Origin of the sequence: Pantoea sp. Cy-639, assembly GCF_011752525.1 — a bacterium.
Classification (GTDB): domain Bacteria; phylum Pseudomonadota; class Gammaproteobacteria; order Pseudomonadales; family Pseudomonadaceae; genus Aquipseudomonas.
On the sequence record NZ_VWXI01000014.1, the window covers coordinates 98,831 to 120,254 of the forward strand.

At 64.1% G+C, this 21,424-nt stretch carries 19 protein-coding genes and 1 riboswitch; of the genes, 7 read left to right on the forward strand and 12 right to left on the reverse strand.

Features of this window, described 5'->3' with window-relative positions:
- Positions 1–258: 258 nt before the first annotated feature.
- The 7 genes from F3J43_RS17505 to F3J43_RS17535 all read right to left on the reverse strand — a co-directional run bounded on the left by F3J43_RS17505 (position 259) and on the right by F3J43_RS17535 (position 8,647).
- Positions 259–924, reverse strand: a complete 666-nt coding sequence (locus F3J43_RS17505; RefSeq protein ID WP_166889301.1) for a M24 family metallopeptidase — start codon at positions 922–924, stop codon at positions 259–261.
- Between the two features lie 34 nt (positions 925–958).
- The gene (locus tag F3J43_RS17510; RefSeq protein WP_166889305.1) at positions 959–1,582 is read right to left on the reverse strand and encodes a TetR family transcriptional regulator C-terminal domain-containing protein; all 624 of its coding nucleotides are present in this window, start codon (positions 1,580–1,582) and stop codon (positions 959–961) included.
- A gap of 155 nt (positions 1,583–1,737) precedes the next feature.
- Complete coding sequence (locus F3J43_RS17515) at positions 1,738–2,655, reverse strand: pyridoxal-phosphate dependent enzyme (protein ID WP_166889308.1); 918 nt, start codon at positions 2,653–2,655, stop codon at positions 1,738–1,740.
- A gap of 14 nt (positions 2,656–2,669) precedes the next feature.
- Positions 2,670–3,371, reverse strand: coding sequence for a helix-turn-helix transcriptional regulator (locus F3J43_RS17520; RefSeq protein ID WP_166889311.1), 702 nt, complete (start codon positions 3,369–3,371; stop codon positions 2,670–2,672).
- A gap of 144 nt (positions 3,372–3,515) precedes the next feature.
- A complete protein-coding gene (locus tag F3J43_RS17525; protein WP_166889314.1) occupies positions 3,516–5,219 on the reverse strand; it encodes an amidase in 1,704 nt (567 codons plus the stop codon).
- Positions 5,220–5,411: 192 nt separating this feature from the next.
- Entirely contained in the window at positions 5,412–6,251 is an 840-nt protein-coding gene (gene yghU, locus F3J43_RS17530; protein ID WP_166889317.1) for a glutathione-dependent disulfide-bond oxidoreductase, read from the reverse strand.
- Positions 6,252–6,367: 116 nt separating this feature from the next.
- Positions 6,368–8,647: a TonB-dependent receptor gene (locus F3J43_RS17535; protein WP_502706617.1), complete on the reverse strand. Its 2,280-nt coding sequence runs from the start codon at positions 8,645–8,647 to the stop codon at positions 6,368–6,370.
- Positions 8,603–8,807: riboswitch (cobalamin riboswitch) on the reverse strand. It overlaps the preceding gene by 45 nt.
- Before the next feature lie 318 nt (positions 8,808–9,125).
- Here F3J43_RS17535 and F3J43_RS17540 point away from each other — a divergent pair.
- Genes F3J43_RS17540 through F3J43_RS17555 form a run of 4 tightly spaced genes read left to right on the forward strand, consistent with a single transcriptional unit; the run spans position 9,126 to position 15,002 of the window.
- Positions 9,126–11,171 carry a type VI secretion system Vgr family protein gene (locus tag F3J43_RS17540; protein ID WP_166889320.1) on the forward strand — a complete coding sequence of 682 codons (2,046 nt, stop codon included), beginning with the start codon at positions 9,126–9,128 and terminating at the stop codon, positions 11,169–11,171.
- Positions 11,168–12,037 carry a DUF4123 domain-containing protein gene (locus tag F3J43_RS17545; RefSeq protein ID WP_166889323.1) on the forward strand — a complete coding sequence of 290 codons (870 nt, stop codon included), beginning with the start codon at positions 11,168–11,170 and terminating at the stop codon, positions 12,035–12,037. The genes F3J43_RS17540 and F3J43_RS17545 overlap by 4 nt, the downstream gene beginning before the upstream one ends.
- Positions 12,021–12,797 carry a hypothetical protein gene (locus F3J43_RS17550; protein WP_166889326.1) on the forward strand — a complete coding sequence of 259 codons (777 nt, stop codon included), beginning with the start codon at positions 12,021–12,023 and terminating at the stop codon, positions 12,795–12,797. The genes F3J43_RS17545 and F3J43_RS17550 overlap by 17 nt, the downstream gene beginning before the upstream one ends.
- An 18-nt stretch (positions 12,798–12,815) precedes the next feature.
- Positions 12,816–15,002, forward strand: coding sequence for a lipase family protein (locus F3J43_RS17555; protein ID WP_286184748.1), 2,187 nt, complete (start codon positions 12,816–12,818; stop codon positions 15,000–15,002).
- A 114-nt stretch (positions 15,003–15,116) separates the two neighbouring features.
- On the opposite strand, the gene F3J43_RS17560 is transcribed toward F3J43_RS17555, so the two are convergent.
- From F3J43_RS17560 to lpxO, 3 genes are all read right to left on the reverse strand, one after another.
- Positions 15,117–15,686 (reverse strand): GNAT family N-acetyltransferase, encoded by a 570-nt coding sequence (locus F3J43_RS17560; protein WP_166889333.1) that lies wholly within the window; start codon positions 15,684–15,686, stop codon positions 15,117–15,119.
- Positions 15,687–15,764: 78 nt separating this feature from the next.
- The gene (locus F3J43_RS17565; protein WP_205297944.1) at positions 15,765–16,103 is read right to left on the reverse strand and encodes a carboxymuconolactone decarboxylase family protein; all 339 of its coding nucleotides are present in this window, start codon (positions 16,101–16,103) and stop codon (positions 15,765–15,767) included.
- A 146-nt stretch (positions 16,104–16,249) separates the two neighbouring features.
- Positions 16,250–17,149: a lipid A hydroxylase LpxO gene (gene lpxO, locus F3J43_RS17570; protein ID WP_166889350.1), complete on the reverse strand. Its 900-nt coding sequence runs from the start codon at positions 17,147–17,149 to the stop codon at positions 16,250–16,252.
- A 216-nt stretch (positions 17,150–17,365) separates the two neighbouring features.
- Between lpxO and thpR the strand changes: the two genes are divergently transcribed.
- Positions 17,366–17,932, forward strand: coding sequence for an RNA 2',3'-cyclic phosphodiesterase (thpR, locus tag F3J43_RS17575; protein WP_166889352.1), 567 nt, complete (start codon positions 17,366–17,368; stop codon positions 17,930–17,932).
- Positions 17,933–17,956: 24 nt separating this feature from the next.
- Here thpR and F3J43_RS17580 read toward each other — a convergent pair whose 3' ends face one another.
- Complete coding sequence (locus F3J43_RS17580) at positions 17,957–18,571, reverse strand: NAD(P)H-dependent oxidoreductase (RefSeq protein WP_166889355.1); 615 nt, start codon at positions 18,569–18,571, stop codon at positions 17,957–17,959.
- Between the two features lie 92 nt (positions 18,572–18,663).
- Here F3J43_RS17580 and F3J43_RS17585 point away from each other — a divergent pair, with 92 nt between their 5' ends.
- The gene (locus tag F3J43_RS17585) at positions 18,664–19,260 is read left to right on the forward strand and encodes a TetR/AcrR family transcriptional regulator (protein WP_166889358.1); all 597 of its coding nucleotides are present in this window, start codon (positions 18,664–18,666) and stop codon (positions 19,258–19,260) included.
- A gap of 23 nt (positions 19,261–19,283) precedes the next feature.
- Here F3J43_RS17585 and F3J43_RS17590 read toward each other — a convergent pair whose 3' ends face one another.
- Complete coding sequence (locus F3J43_RS17590) at positions 19,284–20,189, reverse strand: AraC family transcriptional regulator (protein WP_166889361.1); 906 nt, start codon at positions 20,187–20,189, stop codon at positions 19,284–19,286.
- Positions 20,190–20,367: 178 nt separating this feature from the next.
- Here F3J43_RS17590 and F3J43_RS17595 point away from each other — a divergent pair, with 178 nt between their 5' ends.
- Positions 20,368–21,420: an NAD(P)-dependent alcohol dehydrogenase gene (locus tag F3J43_RS17595; protein ID WP_166889364.1), complete on the forward strand. Its 1,053-nt coding sequence runs from the start codon at positions 20,368–20,370 to the stop codon at positions 21,418–21,420.
- Positions 21,421–21,424 lie beyond the last annotated feature (4 nt).

The window sequence follows — 21,424 nt, forward strand, 5'->3', positions numbered from 1 at the left end:
GCCGGCCAAAAAAAGGACACGCATTGTGCCTTCACTTGCCGCGGTACGAAAGGGCGCGAGGCGCATTTCGTCCGAGTTGCCAGCGGTGCGGGCCATCCCGGTGCCGGCCAGTGCGGGTGAAGGTGTCTCTGTGCTTGAGACAGGCGCAGTAGAACAGCGCAATGTGACTATTCGGATGGGCGCTTGGCCAGGGGAAGGGAGAATCCGATGGAGGGTGTGCGCTGGCACGAGCACCGGCTCAGCCGGTGCCATGTGCGTTCAGGCCAGCAGGTCTTCGTGGAAGGCGCCGTAAGGCAGCTCAGGGTGAGCGATCTGGATCTCCAGGATCCACAGGCCGGCGTTGGGTTGCCCGGCGAAGTCGCCCAGGTCGCCGGCACGGTAGATGGCATGGGGGAAATCGCTGACCCGATGACCCTTGATGTCGAGGTTCAGTGTCCAGCCCATGGCCTGCGCACGCGCGGCGGCGAAGTCATAGAGCTCGACACCGGTCACCCCCTGGTTGCGCCAGTGCGCCTGCACCTCGCCGAACAGCGTCCTGGCCGCGGCGGCACAGGCGATCATCTGCGGGTCGGCGCCGGTGGTGAAGGTAGCGCCGGCGTCACCTTCGTGGCCTTGCCACACCACGCCCATGTCGATGAAGAAAATGTCGTGCTCGCCCAACTGCGGGTCGCCATCGGAGCGTTGCTTGAAGGTCTTGAGGGTGTTGGCGCCGAAACGGATGTGGGTGGGGTGCCAGATGCGCTGCATGCCGAGCTCGGTCAGCACCTGCTCGGCCAGCTGACGGGCCTGGGATTCGCGCATGCCGGGGTGTACGCCCTGGGCGATGCGGGTCACGGCGTCCCAGGTCATGCGCTGGGCATGCTTCATCAGTTCCAGCTGATAGGCAGCGCCTACGGCTTCCTTGGCGGCGTTGGCCGTGCTCATGCAGGTGATCCTCGTTTTCGTTGTATTTGTATTGCTATAGCGATAGGGCTTTCTGCCCCGCGGGTAACGGGTGTGGGCGCAGCCCGCGCAGGAGCATGTCGGCCAAGGCCTGGGTCGCGGCCCGCGTAGGCCTGACCCGCGCCGAGTTGCCGGGGGCATCGCCAAAGCGGAAGCTGGCCAGCGGGGTGGACCACAGGAACAGTAGCAGATGCTCCGGCGCGGTCCGCGCGATCAGGCCACGCTCCATCCATTGGGTCAGGCAGGCCAGGCATTGCTGCGCGCTGCGCTGCATGTCCTGCGCGCGTGCGTCTGGCAGCTGTCGTGCGCCATGCAGCATTTCCTTGAGCCAGACCCGCACCGCATGCGGGTGCTGGCGCGCGACCTCGGCCTTGGCCTTGAAGTAGCGTGGCAGTGCCTGTTCGGGCGCAGCTTCCGGTACCAGGCTGCGTGAGGCGTGCAGCAGCGGCTCCATGACCAGGTCGAGTACGGCGGCATAGAGCAGGCGCTTGTTGCGAAAGTAGTAGAAGACATTGGCCCGGGGCAGGCCCGCACGCAGGGCGATATCGTCGACCCGGGCGGCGGCGAAGCCATGCTGGGCGAACGCCTCGCTGGCGGCGTCGAGGATCAGTTGCAGGTTGCGGTCACGGATGGTGGGCATGGCGTGGAGCTACTTCTGAATCGATGTATTCAAAAGTATATAGCGATGAGTGATTCACCGACAGCCATCGCCGTTTCCGTCCTGCCTTGGGTGGCAGGAGCCAGCAGCCTTGCTGGCGAAGCAGGCTGCGTGGTGGCTGTCTTGGTATCGCCAGGCTATCGCGCCTGCTCCAGCCAGGCATGGATCTGTTCCAGGGTGGCCGTGGCCCCCCCGCAGACGATCACCAGCACATGGTTCCAGGCCGCCATCGCCTCGGGGTGCTCGAGCAGGGCCAGGGCCGCACCGCACGCCGGCTCTACCAGCAGGCGGTGGTCGCGCAGCAGCCGCTCGCAGGCCATGAGCGCTTCGCGGTCGCTGACCAGGTGGCTGTGCACCGGGTGTGACTGGCTGTATTTCAGCGCTTGTTCGGCGACCCGCTTGGCGCCCAGCGAAGTGGCCACCGTGGCGATGCGCGACAGCTCGACCGTATGGCCGGCGGCAATGGCTCCGTGCAGCGACGCCGCGCCATCGGTCTCCACCGCCAGCACCGGTACATCGTGCCAGCCATTGCGCTGCAGGCCTTCGATCACGCCACACAGCAGCCCACCGCCACCGACCGACAGCAGCACCGCGTCGGGCTTGAAACCTGCCTCGGCCACTTCGTCGATCATGCTGGCATGGCCGGTCCACAGCAGCGGGTCGTCGAACGGGTGGATGAACGCATCGTCGGCGCCGAGCAGTGTCTGCGCGTGCTGGTTGGCTTCCTGCCACGAACTGCCCTGCACCACCACCGTGGCGTCCTCCAGGCGCAACAGCTCACGGGCCCGCTCAGGGGTGGTCTCGGGCACCACCACGGTCACCGGCACGCCGAGCTTGCGCCCCGCATAGGCGACCGCGAGCCCGGCGTTGCCGCCCGAGGATGAAACGAAATGCCGAGCACCGCGTGCATGGTGGACTTCGCAGGCATGGCCGACTCCGCGCAGCTTGAACGAACCGCTGGGCTGCAGGGCCTCGAGCTTGAGCCAGACCGTGCGGCCGGTGCTCAGCGAGAGGGGACGGGATTCGATCAGAGGGGTATGGATATGCAAGGGCATGGTGCGCTCCGGGCTCAGTCGCGGACAGCCGTGGCCTGTTCGCCACGCAGCTGCTCCAGATAGTTGTAGACGGTATAGCGGGTGACGCCGAGGGCCTCGGCGGCTTTCTCCACGCCACCCTTGACGATGAACAGGCCGCGCTCCTGCATCACTCGCACGGCCTCGACCTTGGCCTGTTTGTTCATGCGGCCCTGGCCCTTGCGCTGCAGTGCGTCCTGGATGATCTCGCTCATCAGCACGGTCATCTCGGCAGGCTCGGCGCTGCTGGTCGGAGCAGGTGTCGCGCCCAGCGGCTGGAAGTGGCGCAGGAAGGTCATGGCGGCGTCCAGGCCGGTGACGTCGCTGTTCACGCACAGGCTGGCAAACGCTTGCCCGGCGCTGTCACGGAAGATCGCCGTGGCACTGCGCAGGGTGCGGCCCTTGAGGGTGGTGGGGTAGTCGGGCAGCACCAGCGGTTGGCAGCCTTGCTGGTCGGTGGCGGCCTGCATCAGGGCCTTGAAGCCTTGGTCCTGTTCGGGGGCGGCGAGGATCGGGCTGCCGACGCGGCGCCCGGAAAGATGACCGTTGACGATCGCCACCACGGAGTGTTCCGGGTGGTCGAGGTCGTGCAGAAGGATTTCGAGGTTGCCGGGGATCACGCTGCCCAGGGCCTGGATGGCGGCCTTGAGGACGGTCAGGGTGAGTTGGCGTTCGTGCTGGAGCGCGAGAGTGGACATGGAGGGGCGCCTGATTCAATTCTGTGTTGAATTTTACACAGATGGTTGAATTTGGCGAGCGATTTGGCGAGCGATTTGGCGAGCAATGCTTTCAACGCCAGGCAAGCCCGCTTCTACAGATGCAGTAGAAGCGGGCAGGCAGGGTCAGCCCAGCTTAGGCGTGCGCGGCGGGATCATCCGGCGCGAGCCGGTCGCTTCGAACGCGGCAGCGAATTTCAACAGATTGTTGTCGCTGTAGGCACGGCCGGCGAAGGTCAGGCCCACCGGCATGCCGATATCGGCCATCACGCCCATCGGCACGGTGACGGTCGGTACGCCCAGGTGACGGATCGCCAGGTTGCCGTTGGCGACCCAGATGCCGTTGCTCCAGGCGATGTCCGCCGACTGCGGGTTGACGTCGGCGTCCGCCGGGCCGACGTCGGCCACGGTGGGGAACAGCACCGCGTCCAGGCCCTGGGCGTCCATCCAGTCTTCCAGGTCGAGCTTGCGGGTCTGTTCGAGGCCGCGCAGGCCATCGGGCACGGTGGCGATCTGGTCCCAGGTCTTCAGGCCGCGCTTGGCCATGTTGACGTACTCGTCCATGCCCGCGGCCAGGTCGTCCTCACGGTTGGGCAGGGTGCCCGGGTCGTGGGGGAAGATCTGCGGGCCGTCGACATCGGCCAGGCGGTTGAGCTTGGGGTCGTCGTTGGCGCGCAGGAAATCGTCGAAGGCCCAACCGGACAGTTCCCACAGCTCGTCGTGGAGGAATTCCTTGCTGACGATGCCACGGTTGAACACGGTCGGTGCGCCCGGGCGATCACCTTCGCAGTTGGAGACCAGTGGGAAATCGCTCTCGACCACTTCGGCGCCGGCGGCTTCCAGGGCTTGGCGCGCCTGTTGCCACAGCGCGATGACGCTGGCGCGGGTGTGGATGCGCTGGCCGGTCGGGCCACCGATGCCGGGTTTTTCCGAGGTGCCGGCGTCAGGGTCGGCATTGATGTACATGCGTGGCACGGCGAAGCGTTTGCCTTTGAGCGACGTGGCATCTGCTGCCAGGTCGAGGTAGGACGCCGGGCGCACGCTGGAGGCGGCTGGGATCGGCACCCATGGCTGCAGGCGCCACAGGTCGCCACGGGTGTCGGCGTCATCGGCGACCACCACGTCGAGGATTTCCAGCAGGTCGGCCATGGTCCGGGCGTAGGGCACCACCACGTCCATGGTCGGGGTCAGCGGCCAGTTGCCGCGTACCGAAATGACCCCGCGCGATGGGGTGTAGGCGCACAGGCCGTTGTTCGATGCAGGACCGCGGCCGCTGGACCAGGTCTCCTCGGCCAGGCCGAAGGCACTGTAGCTGGCGGCGGTGGCGGTACCGGCGCCGTTGGACGAGCCCGAGGCGAACGGCGCGGTCAGGTAGGCGGCGTTGTACGGGCTTTCGGCGCGGCCATAGACGCCACGCTGCATGCCGCCGTTGGCCATGGGCGGCATGTTGGTCTTGCCCAGGCAGATGGCGCCGCCGGCGCGCAGGCGCTCGACGGTGAAGGCGTCACGCTGGGCGACCAGGTCCTTGAACGCCGGGCTGCCGGAGGCGGCGGTCAGGCCCTTGACCAGGTAGCTGTCCTTGGCGGTGTAGGGAATGCCGTCCAGCGGGCCGAGGGTCTGGCCTTGGGCGCGGCGGGCGTCGGAGGCTTCGGCTTCCTTGAGTGCCTCGGGGTTGCGAACGACCACGGCGTTCAGGGCGGTGGCGGTGTCCTTGCCGTCATAGGCATCGATACGCGCCTGGTAGGCCTTGACCAGTTCGACGGCGGTCGTGCGGCCGGACTCGAGCGCGTCGCGCAGTTCGGCAATGGAAACCTCGGTTACCTCGATCATGCTGTCACCAAAATGTACAGGTGGGGGCTAGTGCGGCGAGTGTACAAGAAGGCTGCGGTGGACGCAGGCTTGCGCGGGGGAAAAGCCTTTATGCAGCACGGCATGCAGCGGCCAGCGCTGTCATCGTGCCGATGAGGGCGTCCGGCTTGGACTTGCCGGGGCCGCGAAGCAGCCCCGGACAGAGGTGGCGGTTCAGTCCAGGTCCGCGGCCGAGTGGCGCTCGCGCACCTGGCTGGCCTCGTCGCCCCAGGTGCGGTTGACCCGGGTGCCGCGCTGCACCGCCGGGCGCTGGGCGATGGCCTCGGCCCAGCGCTGCACGTGCGGGTACTCGTGCACCGCGAGAAACTCCGCCGCGCCATACAGGTTGCCGCGCACCAACTGGCCGTACCAGGGCCACACGGCGATGTCGGCGATGCTGTAGGCCTCGCCACCCAGGTAGGCGCTCTCGGCCAGGCGCCGGTCGAGCACATCCAGTTGGCGCTTGGCTTCCATGCTGAAGCGGTCGATGGCGTACTCGAACTTTTCCGGGGCATAGACATAGAAGTGGCCGAACCCGCCGCCCAGGTAGGGTGCCGCGCCCATCTGCCAGAACAGCCAGTTCAGGCTTTCGGTACGAGCGGCAGGATCCTTGGGCAGCAATGCCCCGAATTTCTCGGCCAGGTACAGCAGGATCGAGCCGGACTCGAACACCCGCACCGGCGGTTCGACGCTGCGGTCGAGCAGGGCGGGGATCTTCGAGTTCGGGTTGACCCCGACGAAACCGCTGCCGAACTGATCGCCTTCGCCGATGCGGATCAGCCAGGCATCGTACTCGGCACCGGCGTGGCCGAGGGCGAGCAGTTCTTCCAGGAGGATGGTGACCTTGACGCCGTTGGGCGTGGCCAGCGAATAGAGCTGCAACGGTTGCTTGCCCACCGGCAGCGGCTTGTCGTGGGTCGGGCCGGCCACGGGGCGATTGATGCTGGCGAACTGGCCGCCGGAAGGCGCCTGGTGGGTCCAGACCTTGGGCGGTACGTAGGCGGGCTTGCTCATGGGTGGCTCTCCGGTGATGACGTGCGGGTCACATGAAGGGATGGACCCGCATCTATGCCATGGGTTCGCTGCCCGGGGCAAATGCATCGAGCGCCTGCGCCCGATGCATCGCCGATTCAGAAGCTGTAGTCGAGCGTGGCGAAATACGAGCGTGGCGCGCCCAGCAGCCATTGCTCGCCACTGTAGCTGGACTGGGCGTACACCCTGTCGAACAGGTTGTTCACCTGCAGGCCCAGGCGCACGTCGGGCAGCACCTGCCAGCCGATGTTGGCGTCGACCACGGTGTAGCCGGGTACGCGCTGGTCGTTGGCTGCGCTGCTGTAGCGAACGTCCACATAGCGCAGGCCGAGGCCGGCGTCGAGGTCCTGGCCGAAGCCTTTGCTCAGCCAGAGGTTGGCGGTGCGCCGCGGGACGTCCTGCGGGTGTTTGCCGGCGCGGTCCTGGGGCATGTCGTTACCGTCCAGCTCGATGAAGTCATCGTATCTGGCGCGCAGCAGCGCCGCATTGGCCGAAACGTGCCACTGGTTGCCCAGCGCCAGCTCGACACTGGCCTCCAGGCCGTCGGAGGTCTGCTGGCCGGCCTGCTGGCTGTCGTGGGTCACCTGGTTGTAGACCGGCAGTTTCTTCTTGACGATGTGATAGGCCGCAAGGGTCCATTCGCCGCGGTCCTCCCAGAACCGTTGCTTGAGGCCCACTTCGGTCTGCCGGGCTTCGGTCAGGTCCAGGCGGTCGCCAGGACGCTGGGTGAGCAGGTCGCCGACGCCGTCCTCGCTGGTGGAGTACTGGCCATACAGCGACAACGCGTCGGTCACCGCGAACACCAGGCCGGCACGCCAGTTGCCGCCTTGCAGGCTCCGGTCGGAACGGGTGCTGCTGCTCAGGTCGTGGAAGTCGAGACGATTCTGGTCGCGGCGCAGGCCAGTGACCAGCGACAGGCGATCGCTCAGTTGGGTGCGGTTTTCGCCGAACAGGGAGAACGTGCTGACCTTGGAAAAGGTTTGCGGGCGGGTCGCACTGGCGCTGTGGAAACTACCCGGCGCCGGTTGCCACGGGGCGAGCGGATCGCGCCCGCCATCGTCGTAGGGCGCATTGCTGTCGACGGTGAAACGGATCCTGTTGTACTCGGCGCCGACGACGGTCTTGCTGGCCAGGCCGAACAGGCTGTGATCGAAGGTGAAGCTCTGGCGATCGCCGACCTGTTCCTGGCCGTGGCGGATCTCCATGAAACGGCCGCGCTGGACGAGCGCCGCCTGTGCATCCCAGGTATACGACTCGGCATTGCGCCAATGCCTGCGGCTCTTGATGTAGTACAGCTGGTTGCTGGCGCTGAGGCTGTCGCTGATCTGCCAGTCGCTGCTCAGGCGCGTCCATTCGTCATGGTAGCGTTGCTGGTCGTTGCTGACGTTGTAGTTCTTGTTGCGCAGGCTGTCGCGCAGATGGCTGTCGATCAGCGGGGTGCCGTAGTAGTTGGCCGGTTGCGCGTCGCCACGCTCGTGGGAGAGGGTGAAGCTCAGGTCGTCCGTGGCATCGAAGCGCAGGGCGGCCGACAGCGTCAGGCTGCGCGAGTCGGTGCGGTCGACCCAGCCATTGCCGGCCTGCTGGTTCAGGGTGAGGCGATAGCTCAGGCGCTCGTCCAGGCTGCCGCCGCTGTCCAGGCCGAGCTGCTGGCGGTCCCAGGAGCCATAGCCCAGGCGCAGGTGGTTGCGGATCTCGCCGGTGAAGGGTTTCTTCGGAATCACATTGACCACCGCGCCGGTGGCACCCTCGCCATACAGCACCGAGGCCGGGCCGCGGATCACGTCGATGCGTTCGACCATCCACGGGTCGACCGGGTAGGTGAGGGTGCCGGCACCGACATGCATCCGCGAGCCGTCGAGCAGGGTCATCACCGAGCTCTGGCCGGTGAAGCCGCGCGCCGACAGGCCGGTACCGCCGTCGCCCGGAGTGCCGATGAAGGTGATGCCCGGCGAGCGGGTCACGGCATCCTGCACGGTCTGGTTGTTGCGCCCGATGATCTGCGCTTCGCTGAGGCTGCTGGTGCTGGCCGGGGTTTCCAGGGCGTTGAGGTTCAGGCGCGAGCCGGCCTGGGTTGGCGTGGCCAGGTCGATGGCTTGCGCATCGCGGCTGTCGGTGATAGCCGTGGTGGGCAGGGTGAGCGGGGCGTTGCGCTCGTCGGCCAGGGTCGGCAGGGACACGGCCAGGCAGGCCGCGAGGGTGTGAAGCTGGTTGAATCGGGACATGTCGTTCCACTGCTGCAGGAAGAGATGCATCCCGGTGGAAAAACACGCATGGGCGAACCCTGTGACGCAGGCGCGCACGCGGATACCGGCCTGCGCCCGCCCACCGCGGGTTGCCAAGTGAGGTTCCAGGCCGGTCTCCGGGCTTGCGAGGGGCATGAAGCCTTCACCTTCCCATGCAGTCGCACAGTGGTCTGTCGAAGGGTTCGCTCGCTTACCGTTGCGGGGGCAGCGCCGGACTTGTCGTGACAACGACGCACCGGCTTCCCGTTTCACCCTGCGCGCGGCGGCGCAGGGCACCTGAAACTGGCGCGCATCTGACCATCGAATCGACAGGGCGTCAAATGTTTACACATTCGGCAACCGCAGGTAGGTGAATTGCGTAGGACGTTTCGCTTTCTCTTGAGGGGTGGTGTTTTCAGCAAGTTTTTATCTACGTCGATCTGTAGGTTGAGCCCGGAAATTTGTCGCGATCAGCGCGCTTCAGGCGCTTGCCGTGCTCATCGGCTCGCAGGGCTGTCGGTGCCGTTTCAAGCACCCATGCCTGCGTTTTCCAAACGTGCAATGCATATCCCCAAGGGAGTGGGGAGACCAGGCCAAGGCCTGTTGTTGTCATGCCCTTCTTAAGGACAAGCCTATGTTCGACTCCGCCAGCACGGCGTATTTCGACCTGCTCATCCCGACGGTTCGTCACGATTTCCAGGTACTCGCCTTTGCCGGAACCGAAGCCCTCAGTAGCCTCTACGCGATCCACATCGAACTGGTCAGCGAAAACCCCGAGGTCGACCTGGAAAGCCTGCTGGGCCAGCCGGCGTTCCTGCGCTTTGGTCTGGGCGGTGAAGGGCTGCACGGGCGAATCGAGGACATGCTCGTCGGACAGGCAGGCAAACGTCTGACCCGCTACCACCTTACGCTCGTGCCCTCGCTGCACTACCTGCAATTGAGCCACAACCAGCGGATCTTCCAGCAGCAGACGGTGCCGAAGATCATCGCCCAGGTACTTCAGGCCCACGGCATCCTCGCCGACAGCTATATCTTCCATGTCGGGGCCAGCCCCAAGCGCGAGTACTGCACGCAGTACGGGGAGAGCGACTTCGCCTTCATCCAGCGCCTGTGCAGCGAGGAAGGCATCGCCTGGCATCACCAGCACAGCGAGGATGGCCACAAGTTGGTGTTCACCGACGACCAGGCCTTCTTCCCCACACTCGACACCACGCACTATCGGCAGGGCAGTGGCCTGGTGGCGGATCAGCCGGTGATCAGTGCGTTTTCCATGCGCTTGAGTACCCGCACCAACAAGGCCAGCCGCCGCGACTACGACTGGCAGCGACCCAGCCTGGTGCTGGAAAACCAGTACCTGGCCGAGTTCACCCCGGCGCTGGAGGACTATCGCTACCCGCAGGCGATGGACAGCCTGGCACGCGGCAAGCAGTTGGCCAAGCAGGCGCTGGAGCGTCACCGCGTCGACTATCGTCTGGCCCATGGGCACAGCGATCAGCCGACGCTGCGCAGCGGGCATTTCTTCACCCTGAGCGGTCACCCGCGACAGAAACTCAACGACTTGTGGCTGCTGCTGGAGGTCCATCACCAGGGCAGGCAGCCACAGGTGCTCGAAGAGTCGGTGGCCAGCGGCAGCGATACAGCGGATGGTTTCCTCCAGGGCTATCGCAACCATTTCAGCGCCATTCCCTGGGATGTGTTCTACCGGCCGCCGCTGGTCACCCGCCAGGTGGCCCTGGTGAGCCAGACGGCCCGTGTCACCGGACCTGCGGGTGAAGAAATCTTTTGCGATGAGTACGGACGGGTCAAGGTCGAGTTCCACTGGGATCGTGCCGGGCCGGGCAACGAGCAAAGCAGCCGCTGGTTGCGCGTGTCGTCCAGTTGGGCTGGCGAGAACTTCGGTGCCGTGACCATTCCGCGGGTCGGCATGGAGGTGGTGGTGACCTTCCTCGAAGGCGATCCCGACCAGCCGCTGATCACCGGCTGCGTGGTCAACCAGCGCACGCCGCCGCCCTACCTGTTGCCTGCGCACAAGACCAGGACCGTGCTGCGCAGCAGCAGCTACCCGCACAGCGGCGGCTATAACGAACTGTCGATCGAGGACCGTGCCGGGCAGGAGAAGATCTGCCTGCGTGCCCAGCGCGACCTGGAGCAGCGGGTTGGCCACGACAGCCTGCTCGAGGTCGGCAACCAGCGCCATGAAACCATAAAGGGCAACAGCATCTCGCTGCTGGAAGCCGAAGAGCAGCGCACCGTCGCTGCCGACCGCAAGGTCGAGCTCAAGGCCAACGACTACTTGCAGGTCGCCAACAGCAGTCATACCCGAGTAGGCCAGGCCCTGGTCGTCGAAGCTGGACAGCAGGTGCACCTGAAGGCGGGGGCCAGCCTGGTTCTCGATGCAGGCGTCAGCATCACCCTCAAAGGTGGCGACCAGCACCTCGTGATCGGCCCGGGCGGCATCTTCAGCAGCACCGAGATCGTGGTCGGCGGCGTGCCGGCCACGGGCACGGCGGCCAACCCGGTAATGCCAGGTAGCCAGGCGGCGCTGGCAGTAGCTTCGCTGCCTCCGGCGATCGCCCCGTCCCAACGTGCATCGATGCTGCTGTGCAAAGTGCAAGGGCCTGATTTCTGCCCCATCTGCGAGGCCTGCAAGGGTGGCCTGAGCGCAGGAGCCACGCCATGAGTAGCGTTGCGCCGAATCAATGGATGACCGAGCAGCATCGCCTGGGGCATGCGCTGTGCCTGATCCTCGACTCCGAGGGTGAGACCGAAGCGGGCCAGGCGTTGCTGAACCACTGCGTGCTTGAGTCGTTTCACGGCGTCTACGGCGATACGCCGGTCGCCGAACTGGTGGATGCGGGGCCCTTCATGTTCCTGATCGACACCCCCCACGATGGGCTGCTGGACACGTTGTTCAAGGCGCCCGAACGGAACTGGGGGTGGCTGGCCAGCGTTGCGCCGCAGGTGGGGTTGAAAGGGCTGGTCGAGCATTGGCGCGAGCGGTTGATTGTCGGCGAGCGGCCGCATCAGGCGCTGTACCGGTTTCACGACAACCGTGTGTTGAGCCGGGCGCTGAGGCATTTGGCCGAGGGGCAACTACCTGAGTATCTCGGGCCGGCCATCAGCATTTGCTACTGGGAGGGGGAGCAGTGGCGCGTTCAGGGGAATCCGGCGCCAGGTAGCTATCCGGTTCCCCAAGAGCCTGCCTGGTGGCATGTGCCGACTGATCGGCAGCAAGCGGGTTATATGCGTGAACTCAATGCCCATCGCTACTTGCTTGCGGAGCATGTGGAGGCCTACGCCCGGGTGGCGCAGCGGCAGGATCCGCAATTGTGGCTCAAGGGGCTGCTGGAGCGGGCTGACGAGTGGGGGTGGCTATGGCCGGAGCGCTTGGAGTTCTTGCTGATTCAGGCGTTGAAGGATGTGGACGGTAAACAAATGGCACGTTGGCAGGCGAGATTTGGGGAAACGCCGGAAGATCATTTTCAGCGGGTTTATCAGGAAGTGCGATTTTTACAGGGGGAAAGTTTCAATGATACGGATATTTAAAGGACTGTCTGTCGGGGGCTTCATGGTCCTGGCGGCCGGCTGTGCTATTGCCAAATCGGAAAGCTTCATTTTCACAACTGATATGCCTTCCGGTTTTACTTACGAGGCGCTTGCGCAGTATGTGCCAGTCAATAGAGAGCGGTGTACAGTCAAGAAACCCCACGTTGGCTACAACCAGCGATGGCGGATGCCTCATAGGGAGAAATACAAACCTAGCATAGAGGTGCCCATCTATCGGACGGTCAAGGGTTGTCCGCTTGTTATCTATCGTGTCGAGCTGGGGATTTATGCAGTCTATGGGGAAGGTCGTTCTGACTTTAGCGCTCACTCAGCCGCTGTTGCGACGCGTGTCAGTTTTGATGAGGCAATAAAAGGTAAGTTTGACTCTTCTGGCGTGAGTGAGTTTAACGGCCAGTGCCAGTGGCTATTCCGTACGGTCGGCCCCGAGCGGTACATAATAAAGTTGCTCGATTGCAAGGCCATGGATGCACAGGGGCGCGTGGTGAAAGGTCGACCCATTGGCGCATACACCCTCGATCAGTTGCCCGGTAAAACAGTGAAGCTGAAAATAAAAATGGCTGATGAGGAAAGGCCTGGCTGGGGGGATACGTGGGTTAAGGTTCCTGGTGGCTGGAAGCGTTGTATGGGGAAAGGCTTCGAAGATCGTGATTCGTATTGCCTTGGTAACTATAAGGACTTTAGTAGTTTCAAAATGCCGGATGGTCGCGTATGCACTATTTATCCGGGTTGTACGGAATAAGGAGGTCGTCTAGTGACAATGCTGGAAAAACAGCTGGCACATCCTTTAAGTGATCGTGTCTATGCCTGCCCTTTTCAAGGGCAGTGGACCAGCTTTCAATTGGTAGATGAGTTTGGCGAAGGGCAACCATATGCTGGACTGTCTTATGAGGTTGTCGACGCGGAGGGTCATACTTATCAGGGGCGGCTCGACTCCATGGGGGTTGGTAAGGTGAATGGGCACTTTGCCGGCCCAGTGGTGGTGATTATTCTGGATGAGTACAAAGGGCAGGAGCTCACTTATTTACGTAGGATGCAAAGAACGAGCTACCCTTTGCCAATAACTGAACTTCAAGTTAGAGCCGAACAAACTCGTCATCTGCACAAGGACGGTTCGCGCACCCAAGACAACCCCGCGCAAGCCTGCGCGGATGCTTTTTATCAGGTAGAGGTTCGTGATTTTGTCAATCATGTCGCACATCTGCCGCCTAAGGTCGACGCAAAATATCCACCTCTTGAAGGTTTAAGACGCTTGATGCGCAAGAGTGGTGAGCAAGGCGTCTGTCTGCTTCCCAACAGACATAATGTTCTGGAAGTCCGCCCGCTACGAGCGTTGTGTCCAGTGTTGTCCACCGATTCGCAGTTCTGTGCGCTGAATCTGTATCAACTCGCGATCATGGCCACCTTGAGCTATAACCCATTCGGCCAGGAGCCGGACGAGATTCCAGTTCAAGAAAATGTTGTTACTTTTGAACAGGCTCCGAGCGTGGGTAACTGGTTTGGTGACGCCCTGGCGAAGTTCGATGAAATCTGGAAGGCTGACGCCGGGCAAATCAAGGCATTCTACCCGTTGTATGAAGATGTGCCGTATTCCAAGCGCCTGGAGGTCGTACCTTTTGACCCCGTTCTGTATCCAGCAAATAACCCGGAGCTAGGAAGTGATCAAGAAACTCCTGGCAGCATCCATTTTCTAGATGACCGTGACCAAGATTACAGTACCGACACCCAAGCGTTTGTCACGCACAACGACGAAGTGATTGTCATTGCTGTACGTGGTACCAGTGAGGGGCCGGACTTCCTGCGGGATGCAGATGCATATCAAGTTCCGTTTCAGGAGGGCGCTGGAAAGGTGCATCGGGGATTCTATGAAGCGGCTCAACGCGTCTATGGATTTGCGCTCCAGTACCTCCAGAAATTTTATATTGGCCAGAAGCTGATCATGTGTGGGCATAGTCTAGGTGGGGCTATTGCTTTGCTTGCTTCTGAGATGTTACGCCGCCAGAAAATATATAAGCTGGACATTGTTCTTTACACATACGGCTCGCCAAGAGCCGCTGATGCAACATTCGTCAAGGAAGCCGCCGACCTGACGCATTACCGCATGGTCAACCACAACGACCCCATCCCCAGCGTGCCGGGCACCTGGCTGAATAGCAAATCCAAGGTCTACGGTTTCGGCGCGGTGGTTTCCTTCGTGAACGTCCCGGCAGGCCTTTCGTTATTCGCGGCAGGCATCACCAACCTGACCGGAGAGCCCTACGAGCACCACGGCACGCTCCACCATTTCCTGCCTGTGGACTTCGGCGGCCAAGCACCTTCTTCGGTTCTCTGGCAGCCTGGCTGCGACACTATCACCCAGCATGCGGCCTGTGCCTTGGCCGTCCAGCAAGTCAATGGCCTGCCTGACCGGCCTGGGCTGATCGCCCAGGCATTTCATTTCGACAACCACTCCATGGTGGGCAGCTACATCCCCGCCAGCTGGGCCACGCTTCGTCGCTGGCAGGAGGCACTGGCGCTCGAGCGGCCGAAGATCACCGATGCTGAGTTCAGCGCGCTGGATGGTCAACTGAAAAACGTCAAGGACCAGTTGCAATACAGGATCCGCAGCCAGCGAGGGCGTCCGTCCAAGTATGTCGAGGCCCATGAGCAGGCGCTGGATGCGTTCCAGCGCGAGGTCTACAAGATCGGCGCGACCCTCGAGCGAATGCAGACCTTGCGCTGGGCGAGGGTCCAGGGGGCGGATGTCTATGGCTCGCTGTCACGACAGGCCGAAGTGCTGGCACAGAGCCTGAAACGCTGGGACGCGCATCCGGAAAACAAAGCGGTCGAGCAGTTGGCCAAGGCGCCGCTTCCAGCCATCAACGATGAAGAGGCATTCGCAGCAATCCTTGGCCACCCTGGCGGAGCATCGCGTCCCCTCGATATCGATTCAATCATTCAAGGCTGATGGCGGGCTGCGCACCGTCGCCAGCCCCGAACAGAACACGCCAGCGAGACCATCGCGGCATGACGTTCTCAAGCAATGCTGGCCTCACAGGCAGTGCCGAAGTCGCGCAACAAGCTAGCGCCCACGCCGGCGCGACACCCGTGCCTCGATGTTCTTGCGTCCGATCAGCAGGGGCGGTTTCTCCAGCACCGGCTCGTCGGCCAGCCACTTGTACATCACCAGGCTGTCCACCAGGCCCAGCTCGGCATGGCGATAGGCCCTGGGCAGTCGTCCGACCGTCTCGAAACCGAGCTTGTGCCACAACGCCACGGCCACTTCGTTGGTCGCCACCACCGAGTTGAACTGCAGTGCCAGGAAGCCCTCCTGGCGGGCCAGTTTCTGCGAGTGTTCGCACATCAGCCTGGCCACGCCGCGACCCCGGGCATTTTCGCAGACCATGTAGCCGCAGTTGCCCACGTGACTGCCAGGGCCGCCGGCGTTGGCCTTGAGGTAGTACGAACCGAGCAACTCACCGGCGTCTTCGGCGACCAACGTGCGCAGTGGGGCCTCGAACCAGAGTGCGCGGGCCTGATCGTAGGTGAGGGCGGGGTCGAAGGCGTAGGTCTGGCGGGCCTGGACGATGGCCTGGAAGGTGGGCCAGAAGCGCTCGAAGTCGTCGGGCGTCATGGGGCGGATATGGATCATGGCGGTTCCTGCTGTGGCTAGGCCGCCAAGTCTGGGTGGCGCGGCGCCGTCGCGCAAGGGCGACGACGCCGCGGCGGGTCAGCCGTTGGCCTTGCCCACCGCATCCATGGCCCGGGCCGAGTACACCAGCGCGGCACCGGCGTTCATCGCCACGGCCACGCCCAGGGCTTCGGCGATTTCTTCGCGAGTGGCGCCGTGCTTGACCGCCTGCTGCGAATGCACGGCGATGCAGCCATCGCAGCGGGTGGTGACCGCCACGGCCAGGGAGATCAGCTCGCGGGTCTTGGCATCCAGGTGATTGGTCTTGGCACCGGCGCCACTGGCGGTCATGTAGCCGGCCACGGTGTCGGGGGAGAGTTGCTTGAGATCGCCGATGCCGGCCATCAACTGCTTACGGTAGGCGTCCCAGTCCATCATGCTCATCGTGTTCACCTTGTCAGGTTGGCAACAGGAGCTTTCAGGCTAGTCGAAGGCAAGGGTTTCTCCAGGCGCAAACGAACGCGGGGCAAGTCCGCTCCCACGGATGGTGGGATCAGGCTTGCCCCGCGTTGGCGACAGCTGTTTCAGATGTAGATGAACACCAGTACCAGCGCCGCGACCACGGCCCACTTCTCCAGGTAGTAGCGGGTACGGTTGCGTTTCTTCATCGCCTTGCCGCGTTCGCGGATCTTGTAGATGCGGGTGAACAGGCGGTTGATGCCGCCGGTCTTGTCGTTGGCATCGTTGGGTGCGGCGGCCGCGGCCATCACGTTGCGACTGAACCAGCGGTTGAACGCGCTGGCCCAACGGTACTTGAGCGGGCGCTCGACGTCGCAGAACAGGATGATGCGGTTGTGTTCGGTGGTGTTGGCGGCGTAGTGGATGTAGGTCTCGTCGAACACCACGCCCTCACCGTCGCGCCAGGAGTACTTCTCGCCGTCGACGTCGATGTAGCAGCCGTCGTCGTTCGGTGTGTCCAGGCCCAGGTGGTAGCGGTAGGAGCCTGCGTACGGGTCGCGGTGACGCACCAGCTTGGCGCCCGGCGGCAGGGTGGCGAACATCGCCGCCTTGACCGTGCCGATGCCTTGCAGCAACTCGGTGGTGCGCGGGCACAGGGTCATCGCCGACGGGTGGCTCTCGCCGTACCACTTCAGGTAGAAGCGTTTCCAGCCGGTCTTGAAGAACGAGTTGAAGCCGACGTCGTCATAGTTGTCGGATTTCTTGATCTCGCCCGCCTGCAGCAACTGCTGCCCCTCGGCGCGGATTTCCTGCCAGTGGTCCTGCAGTACCTGCAGCTCGGGAAAGGCCTCGACGGGCAGGTAAGGTTTGGCCGGGTGCTTGGAGAACAGGTAGAGGAAGGCGTTGACCGGGGCCAGGAAACTGGAGTGGTCACCGAGCTGGCGGGTCAGCTTGTGACGAACCCGGCCGCGCAGGTGAACATAGGCGATCGAGAGGACGAAGATCAGTACGAGTGCGATTTTCATGGACGTTTACTTGTCGAAAAATGGCCATGCGCCATGGCGTAAGCCCGCCAGCATAAACAATCGTGGCGCGTGTTTGTACTTATTGTTACGACAAATCCGCCCGACTTAAGTGGGATGCCCTACGGTTTGCGCAAACGATTCAACTGGCTGTTCGGTCATTTTCCTACGCGCAGCAGGGTACACTCGAAGCCTTCGCCCACCGCCAGGGAGTGCCACATGGTCCAGGATCCGCGCCCCAGCGGTGCCCCGTTCAAGCGTCTGTTCTTCGCCTTGCCGGTCAGCGACGCCCAGTGCCGGGCCATGGCGCAGTGGCGGCGTGGGTTGGGTCTGCGCAGCGGCAAGCCGGTGCCGGCAGCGAACTTCCACGTTACCTTGCTGTTTCTTGGCGATGTCGATGCCGCGCAGGTGCCGGCGATCTGTGCGGCGGTCGACCAGTTGAGCCGCCCACGGGCGCCGTTGCGGCTGCTGCTGGATCGCCTGCAGGCCTGGCCGCGTGCCAGTGCGTTGGTACTGGAGCCGGCGCAGGCGCCGGCAGCCCTGCGGCAACTGGTGTATGCGCTGGAACAGGCGCTGTTGCCGTTGGGCCTCGCGGCGCAGTCGCGGGACTATCGACCGCACCTCACGCTGTCGCGAGATTATCGGGACCAGGTACCCGAAGCCGGCGAGGCCCCCGAGTTCTTCCTGAACGCTCGCCATTTTGTACTGTTCGAGTCGCGCAAGGGGCGGTACTGGCCACTGGCGCAATGGGCGATGGAGGCCCCGGTGTCCGCTCAGCGCCAATAGGCGCAGGTCGGCGGCACGTTGAACTCAACCCGCGGTCGCAGGTTCATGGCGTCGCGTGTTGCTGAACAGACCTGCGCCCAAGGCGTGCGCTGTCGCTAGATGCCGGGCCGGGTCACGCCCCTCGCTGTCGTCCAGCAAGATCGAGCTCAGGACCCGGGCGCCGCAGTAATCGAAGATGCCATGTTCGATCTGCACGCGCATCGCCTCGTCGTAGCCGTGGCGCTGGAAGGTGCCGACATCGGCGCCGGCCACGCCGACCAGGTGTGCGGTCATGCCCTGCAGCCGCTTGGTGGTGCTGCCGTCAGCGGCATAGTCGAAGGCCCAGCCATTGCTGAATACTCGCTCGACCCAGCCTTTGAGCAGGGCCGGCAAGGACCACCAGTAGATGGGATAGACCAGTACCAGGGTATCGGCGCGTTCGATGCGAGCCTGTTCGGCCCGCACGTCCGCCGGTGGCGCGGCCAGGCGGCGATGCACGGCGTGGTCGGCCAGGCCGAAACGTGGGTCGAAGCCTTCCCGGGCCAGGTCGGCGAGTTCGCTGGTGTGGCCGCTGGCCTGCAGGCCAGTGGCAATCTGGGCGGCAATGGCATGAGTGAGGGAGTCGGGATCATGGTGGCCGATGACGATCAGTGCATGCATGGTGGTGTCTCCACAGGCAGGTGCGCAGGAGGGGCGAGGGTTATATACTCGCAGTAAGTTACTTTTGGTAAGTTACTTTTGGTAGGTAAGCGATGTCAAGCGATGACAAGAACACCCCGCGCAGGCGTCTTTCTCGTGAGGAGCGCCGCCGCCAGCTACTCGATGTGGCCTGGCAACTGGTGCGCGACGAGGGCACCGAGGGGTTGAGCCTGGGCCGTCTGGCGGAACAGGCCGGGGTGACCAAGCCTGTGGTGTACGACCATTTCGAGACCCGCACCGGCCTGCTGGTGGCGTTGTACCAGGAGTACGATGCGCGCCAGACCGCCATGCTCGACCAGGCCCTGACCGGGTGCGCGGCCGAGCTGCCGGCACGTGCCTGGGTGATCGCCGAGGCCTATGTCGATTGCGTGGCCAGCCAGGGACGGGAGATTCCCGGGGTCAGTGCGGCGTTGGCCGGTTCCCCGGAGATGGAGGCGCTCAAGCGGGCCTATGAAGGGCCGTTCCTCGACAAGTGCCGGCAGGCGCTGGCCGCTTTTGCCCCGGCTGGCGACATTGGCATGGCCGGGTTGCGGGTGCTGGTGGGGGCGGCGGATGCCTTGTCCCAGGCCGCCGCCAACGGGGAGCTGGATACCGAGACGGCCAAGCGAGAGTTGCAGGCGACCATCGTGGCGATGGTGTCGCGCCAGTAGGGGCGGTCAGGTGCCAGTGCGCCTCACACCGGCAGGCTCTGGTACGGCTGTTCCTCCCCTGGGCTGCGCTGGAACTGGCGCTTGTACTCGCGGCTGAACTGCGAGGTGCTCTGGTAACCCACCCGATGCGCCACCTGCGCCACCCCCAGGCCTTCACCAATCAGCATCTGCTGCGCCTTGAGCAGGCGCAGGCGCTTGAGGTACTGCATCGGTGCCAGGTCGGTGCAGCGCTTGAAGTGCTCGTGGAAGGTCGACACGCTCATGTTCGCCCGGCCGGCCAACTCGTCCACGCCCAGCGGTTCGGCGTAATGTTCGCGCAGGTAGCTCAGGGCTGCGGCGATGCGGGCGAAATGCCCTTGTTGCTCGACCAGTGCCCGCAACACCCCGGCCTGTGGCCCGCGCAGCGCGGTATAAAGCACTTCGCGTACCCGCGACGGCCCCAGCACCCGGGCGTCCAGCGGGTCCTGCAGGGATTGCAGCAGGCGCTCGACACTGGCGCGCATCGGCGCGTCGAGGGCGGCGGAGGTCATCGACTGCGGGGTCTGCGCCTGAACCGGCACATCCGGCGGCAGGTTCATGCTTTGCACCAGTTCCCCGAGCAGCGCCCGGTCGATGTTCACCGCCACGCCCAATAGCGGTGCTTCGGCGGTGGCGAAGGTCTCGCACATGAACGGCACCGACAACGCCTGCACCAGGTAGTGCCCAGCGCCGTATTCCAGGGTGCGCGGGCCCAGGCGTGCGAGCTTGCTGCCCTGGGCGAGGATGATCAGGCTCGGCTCGTAGAGCTGCGGGCTGCTGGCCACATAGTGCTCCCAGGTGAGTACCTGGACCTGGGGCAGGGCCGTGGGGACGAACCCCGGGCGTGTGGCAAGGGCGCGGATCAGTGAACAGAGGGTGGCGTTGGCGTCCACGTGGCAAGTCAGGTGCATGGTCTACCCGGGCAGAGAATCGGACAATCGCATCTTCGCAGAATAGCTGGCCAACGCCAGGCTACGGTGGCCCATTCCGGAGAATCAGGCATGCATGCCGGAGAATCGGCGATGGGCGAGGGCGATACGGATGCGCAAAATGCGCCGCCTGAACCGTTTCACTTGCAAGAGGTTGTCCATGTACACCGCCATCGGTTATGCCGCCCAGTCTTCCACCAGCCCCCTGGCTCCCATGAGCTTCCAGCGCCGCAGCCTGCGGCCGGACGATGTGTTCATCGAGATCCTCTACTGTGGTGTCTGCCATTCCGACATCCACCAGGCGCGCAACGAATGGGGCATCGCCGTCTACCCGCTGATGCCGGGCCATGAGATCGTCGGTCGGGTCAGCGCAGTGGGCGGGCAGGTCACCCGCCACCAGGTCGGCGATCTGGTCGGGGTCGGTTGCATGGTCGACTCCTGCCGCCACTGCGAAGCCTGCCGGCAGAACGTCGAGCAGTACTGCCTGGAAGGTCCGACCATGACCTACGCCACCCCGGATCGGGTCGATGGCAGCAACACCCTGGGCGGCTACTCCAGCAGCATCGTGGTCAGCGAGCACTTCGTGCTGCGTATCCCCCAAGGGCTGGAACCGGCCAGCGCGGCGCCGATCCTGTGCGCCGGCATCACCACCTATTCGCCGCTCAAGCACCATGGCGTCGGCCCCGGGCACAAGGTCGGCGTGCTCGGCATGGGCGGGCTGGGGCACATGGGCATCAAGTTCGCCAAGGCACTGGGTGCCGAGGTGACCCTGTTCACCCGCTCTGCGGCCAAGGCCGAGGAGGCCCGTCGCCAGGGTGCCGACCATGTGGTCGTCTCCACCGATGCCGAGCAGATGCGCGCGGCTGCCGGGCGTTTCGACTTCCTGCTCGACACCATTCCGGTGCAGCACGACCTCAACCCCTACCTGGAGACCCTGAAGTTCGGCGGCGTGCACATCCTGGTCGGGCTGATCGAGCCGGTCGAGCCGCCGCTGCATGCGGCGAATCTGGTCATGCAGCGCCGGGTGTTGGCCGGGTCGCTGATCGGTGGGATCGCCGAGACCCAGGAGGTGCTGGAGTTCTGCGCCGAGCACGGGATCAGTTGCGACATCGAGATGCTCGATATCCGCAACATCAACCAGGCCTACGAGCGAATGATCGCCGGTGACGTGAAGTACCGCTTCGTGATCGACATGGCGACCCTCCAGGCCTGAGGCC